This window comes from uncultured Aquincola sp., assembly GCF_964001545.1.
Lineage (GTDB): Bacteria > Pseudomonadota > Gammaproteobacteria > Burkholderiales > Burkholderiaceae_C > Aquincola.
The window spans coordinates 1-5397 of sequence record NZ_CAXFDV010000761.1; the positions used below are offsets into that span (position 1 = coordinate 1).

Consider the following 5397-nt stretch of genomic DNA (forward strand, 5'->3'; position numbering starts at 1 on the left):
CGCGGTGGCGGCCATCGTCACCAACACCACCGTGGCGCCGCTGTACGCCCAGCGGCTGGCCGCGGCGCTGGCGCCGCACTACGGCCGCGTGCTGACCATCGAGCTGCCCGACGGCGAAGCCCACAAGGACTGGCAGACGCTGGACCAGATCTTCAGCGCGTTGCTGGCCGCCAGCGCCGACCGCAAGACGGTGCTGTTTGCGCTGGGGGGCGGCGTGGTGGGCGACGTGACCGGCTTTGCCGCCGCCAGCTACATGCGCGGCGTGCCCTTCGTGCAGGTGCCCACCACGCTGCTGGCGCAGGTGGATTCATCGGTGGGCGGCAAAACGGCCATCAACCACCCGCTGGGCAAGAACATGATCGGCGCCTTCTACCAGCCGCTGCGCGTGCTGTGCGACCTGGCGGTGCTGGATACGCTGCCCGAGCGCGAGCTGAGCGCCGGCCTGGCCGAGATCATCAAGTACGGCCCCATTGCCGATGCCGACTTCCTGGGCTGGATCGAGGACAACATCGACGCGCTGCTGGCGCGCGACCGCGCCGCCATGGCTCATGCGGTGCGGCGCTCGTGCGAGATCAAGGCCTGGGTGGTGGGCCAGGACGAGCGCGAAGGCGGCCTGCGCGCCATCCTCAACTTCGGCCACACCTTCGGCCATGCCATCGAGGCGGGCCTGGGCTACGGCGAATGGCTGCACGGCGAAGGCGTGGGCTGCGGCATGGTGATGGCCAGCGACCTGTCGGTGCGGCTGGGGCTGATGCCGCCGGCCTTCCTGGACCGCATGCAGCGCCTGGTGGAGCGGGCGAAGCTGCCGGTGCGCGGCCCGGCGCTGGGTGCCGAGCGCTACCTGGAGCTGATGCGCGTGGACAAGAAGGCCGAGGGCGGCGAGATCCGCTTCGTGCTGATCGAGCAGCTGGGCCGCGCGGTGATGCGCGCCGCGCCTGACGCGCTGGTGCGCGAGACGCTGGCCGCCCACACCGGCTGACGCAGCGCCCCTACCGATGCTTGCACCCTACGCCTGCGACCCCGACCGCTCGCGCGGGCGCCGGGTGCCCGAGCCGGCCGCGCCCACGCGCAGCATGTTCCAGCGCGACCGCGACCGCATCGTGCACAGCACCGCTTTCCGGCGGCTGGTCTACAAGACGCAGGTCTTCCTCAACCATGAGGGCGATCTGTTCCGCACCCGGCTCACCCATTCGCTGGAGGTGGCGCAGCTGGGTCGCTCCATCGCGCGCTCCCTGGGCCTGAACGAAGACCTCGTCGAAGCCATCGCGCTGGCCCACGACCTGGGGCACACGCCCTTCGGCCATGCCGGCCAGGACGCGCTGCACGACTGCATGCGCGAGCACGGCGGCTTCGAGCACAACCTGCAAAGCCTGCGGGTGGTCGACCAGCTGGAGCTGCGCTACCCGCAGTTCGACGGCCTGAACCTGTGCTTCGAGACGCGCGAAGGCATCCTCAAGCACTGCGCCCGGCGCGATGCGCTGCGCATCGAGGCCGCCGAGCCCGGCGGCGTGGCCCGCCGCTTTCTTGTTGGCACGCAGCCCAGCCTGGAAGCGCAGCTGTGCAACCTGGCCGACGAGATCGCCTACAACGCCCACGACATCGACGACGGCGTGCGTTCGGGCCTGCTCACGCTGGCGCAGCTGGACGAGGTGCCGCTGTTCACCCGCTACCGCGATGCGGCACTGGCCGAGCATCCGTCGTTGGCCGGGCAGGGCCGGCGGCTGCTGTTCGAGGCCATCCGCCGCATGCTGTCGGACCAGGTGTACGACGTGATCGGCACCACCCGGGCCGCGCTGGACGTTGCCGCACCGGCCACGGCCGACGAGGCGCGCCAGGCTGGGCCGCTGGTGGGCTTCAGCCCCGCCATGCGCACCGACAGCACCGGCTTGAAGCGCTTTCTGATGCGTTCGCTCTACCGGCATCCGCAGGTGATGGACACCACCGACCGCGCCCGCCGCGTGGTGCGCGAGCTGTTCGACGCCTACCTGGCCTCGCCGCACGAGATGCCGGCCGACTTTGCCGAGGCGCCCGACCGCCACCGCGCGGTGGCCGACTACATCGCCGGCATGACCGACCGCTTTGCGCTGCGCGAGCACACCCGCCTGGGCGGCGAATCGCTGTTTGGCTGAGCAGGCGCCGCCCCCGGCACCAGCCCCGCCGGAATTGGGGACGGATCATTAGAATCGGGGCATGGCCCGCCTCGCCCGTCTCTCCCTCGGGGGAGAACTCCACCTGATCCTGCAGCGCGGCAACAACGCGCAGCCGGTGTTCCAGGACGATGCCGACCGCACCAGCTACCTGGAAAAGCTGGCCGCGTCGGCGCCGGCCTGCGGGCTGGCCGTGCACGCGTATGCGCTGCTGCCCAACCAGGTGCACCTGCTGGCCACGCCCGCTTCGGCCGACAGCCTGAGCCAGTGCATGCAGACGCTGGGCCGCAGTTATGTGGCCAGCTTCAACCGCCGCCATGGCCGCACCGGCACGCTCTGGGAAGGGCGCTTCCGCGCGACGGTGGTGGAAGCCGACCGCCATTTTCTGGACGCGCTGGTGTACGTGGACACCGCCGCCGAGCGGGCCGGGCTGGGCGCGGCCTGGCCCTGGTCCAGCACGGCGCACCATCGTGGGCAGCGGCGCGACCCGCTGGTCAGCGAACACCGGGCCTTCTGGGCCTTGGGCAACACGCCGTTCGACCGGGAGGCCGCCTACCAGGCGCTGCTGGCGCGCGGCCTGTCGGCGGCGCAGGTCGAGCAGTTCTCACAGGCGCAGCACAAGGGTTGGGTGCTGGGCTCGCCCGCCTTCCTGGCGGCGATGGCCCAGCGCACCGAGCGCCCGCTGGCGCCGCGCCCGCGGGGCCGGCCGCGCAAGGCGGCACCGGCGGCGGACGCGCTGCCGCCAGACGGCGAGCAGTCGGAAAACTGACGCGCCAAACGCCTCAAACGCGCCAGACGCGTCCGCCGCATCGCGCCCGCAGCGCAGCGTCCAGCGTTTTCTTCCACGCTCTGATGCTGGCACGGCCGATGCATCACACCGCCCCAGCGCAGCCAGTCTAATGTGTCCCTATTTAATCAAGCCGAGCAAGGCTTCGAAAGATAATTGGATACTGACCCCAATTGTTTCAGTTGAATCATCTGCTGCAGTGCATTAAATTCACGGTCCTTTCTTCCCCTCTCACGTGGAGCGCGCCATGACGACGCCTGCCCAAAGCCCTGTGCCGAGCATGACCACCCCTGCAGACATCGACGCGCTCCGCCGCGAAGGCCTGTACGACCCCGCCCATGAACACGATGCCTGCGGCGTCGGCTTCGTCGCCCACATCCGCGGCGAGAAGGCGCATGCCATCGTCGAGCAGGGCCTGAAGATCCTGGAGAACCTGGACCACCGCGGCGCGGTGGGTGCCGACAAGCTGATGGGTGACGGCGCCGGCATCCTGATCCAGATCCCCGACGAGTTCTACCGCGCCGAAATGGCCGCCCAGGGCGTGGAACTGCCGCCCCCCGGCGAGTACGGCGTCGGCATGATCTTCATGCCCAAGGAACATGCCTCGCGCCTGGCCTGTGAGCAGGAACTGGCCCGCGCCGTGAAGGCCGAAGGCCAGGTGCTGCTGGGCTGGCGCGACGTGCCGGTGGACCGCGACATGCCGATGTCTCCCGCCGTGCGCGCGACCGAGCCGGTGATCCGCCAGATCTTCATCGGCCGCGGTCCCGACGTCATCGTGCCCGACGCGCTGGAGCGCAAGCTCTACGTGATCCGCAAGACGGCCTCCAGCGCCATCCAGGCGCTCAAGCTCAAGCACAGCCGCGAGTACTACGTGCCCAGCATGAGCTGCCGCACCGTCATCTACAAGGGTCTGCTGCTGGCCGACCAGGTGGGCAAGTACTACCTCGACCTGCAAGACCCGCGCGTGGTGTCGGCCCTGGCCCTGGTGCACCAGCGCTTTTCCACCAACACCTTCCCCGAGTGGCCGCTGGCCCACCCGTACCGGATGGTGGCCCACAACGGCGAGATCAACACCGTCAAGGGCAACTTCAACTGGATGCGTGCGCGTGAAGGCGTGATGAAGTCGCCGGTGCTGGGCGACGACCTGCCCAAGCTGTACCCGCTGAGCTTCGAAGGCCAGAGCGACACCGCCACCTTCGACAACGCGCTGGAGCTGCTCACGATGAGCGGCTACCCGCTGGCCCATGCCGCGATGATGATGATCCCGGAAGCCTGGGAACAGCACACGCTGATGGACGAGCGCCGCCGCGCGTTCTACGAGTACCACGCCGCCATGCTGGAGCCCTGGGACGGCCCGGCCGCCGTGGTGTTCACCGACGGCAAGCAGATCGGCGCCACGCTGGACCGCAACGGCCTGCGCCCGGCGCGCTACATCGTCACCGACGACGACCTGGTGGTGATGGCCTCGGAATCGGGCGTGCTGCCCATCCCCGAGAACCGCATCGTCAAGAAGTGGCGCCTGCAGCCCGGCAAGATGTTCCTGATCGACTTCGAGCAGGGCCGCATCGTGGACGACGAAGAACTGAAGAACCAGTTCGCCCACGCCAAGCCCTACCGCCAGTGGATCGAGAACGTGCGCGTGCGGCTGGACGCGATCGACGCGCCCGACAGCGCCGGCCCGGGCGAGGCCAAGGAATCGCTGCTCGACCGCCAGCAGGCCTTCGGCTACACGCAGGAAGACATGAAGTTCCTGCTGAGCCCGATGGCGCAGGCCGGCGAAGAAGGCATCGGCTCGATGGGCAACGACTCGCCGCTGGCGGTGCTGTCCGATCGCAACAAGCCGCTGTACAACTACTTCCGGCAGATGTTCGCGCAGGTGACCAACCCGCCGATCGACCCCATCCGCGAAGCGATCGTGATGTCGCTCAACAGCTTCATCGGCCCCAAGCCGAACCTGCTGGACATCAACGCCGTCAACCCGCCGATGCGGCTGGAGGTGACGCAGCCCATCCTCGACTTCGCCGACATGGCCCGCCTGCGCAACATCGCGCAGCACACCAACGGCAAGTTCAAGAGCTATGAGCTGAACATCACCTACCCGCTGGCCTGGGGCAAGGAAGGCATCGAGGCGCAGCTGGCTTCGTTGTGCGCCGAAGCGGTGGACGCCATCAAGGGCGGCCACAACATCCTGATCATCACCGACCGCCACGTCGACCGTGCGCACGTCGCCATCCCGGCGCTGCTGGCGCTGTCGGCCATCCACCACCACCTGGTGCGTGAGGGCGTGCGCACCACCGCCGGCCTGGTGGTGGAAACCGGCTCGGCGCGCGAGGTGCATCACTTCGGCGTGCTGGCCGGCTATGGCGCCGAGGCCGTGCACCCCTACCTGGCGATGGAGACGCTGGCCGCGCTGCACAAGGAGCTGCCGGGCGACCTGTCGGCCGACAAGGCCATCTACAACTA

The 5397-nt window shown here is 69.1% G+C and carries 4 protein-coding genes; all 4 read left to right on the forward strand.

Features of this window, described 5'->3' with window-relative positions; translation table 11 throughout:
* Positions 1–979: 3-dehydroquinate synthase (aroB, locus tag ABNT58_RS26650; RefSeq protein WP_348756398.1), on the forward strand; the 979-nt coding region annotated here is incomplete at its 5' end.
* 16 nt (positions 980–995) lie between these two features.
* Positions 996–2129, forward strand: a complete 1134-nt coding sequence (locus ABNT58_RS26655) for a deoxyguanosinetriphosphate triphosphohydrolase (RefSeq protein ID WP_348756399.1) — start codon at positions 996–998, stop codon at positions 2127–2129.
* A 61-nt stretch (positions 2130–2190) separates the two neighbouring features.
* On the forward strand, positions 2191–2916 hold the full coding sequence (locus tag ABNT58_RS26660; protein WP_348756400.1) for a transposase: 726 nt from the start codon (positions 2191–2193) through the stop codon (positions 2914–2916).
* Between the two features lie 298 nt (positions 2917–3214).
* A partial coding sequence (locus ABNT58_RS26665) for a glutamate synthase central domain-containing protein (protein ID WP_348756401.1) occupies positions 3215–5397 on the forward strand: 2183 nt, incomplete at its 3' end.

What these genes read in the sequence shown, in the direction of transcription:
- ABNT58_RS26655 (WP_348756399.1), top strand. Translation starts at nt 996, where the DNA reads ATGCTTGCACCCTACGCCTGCGACCCCGACCGCTCGCGCGGGCGCCGG.
- ABNT58_RS26660 (WP_348756400.1), top strand. Translation starts at nt 2,191, where the DNA reads ATGGCCCGCCTCGCCCGTCTCTCCCTCGGGGGAGAACTCCACCTGATC.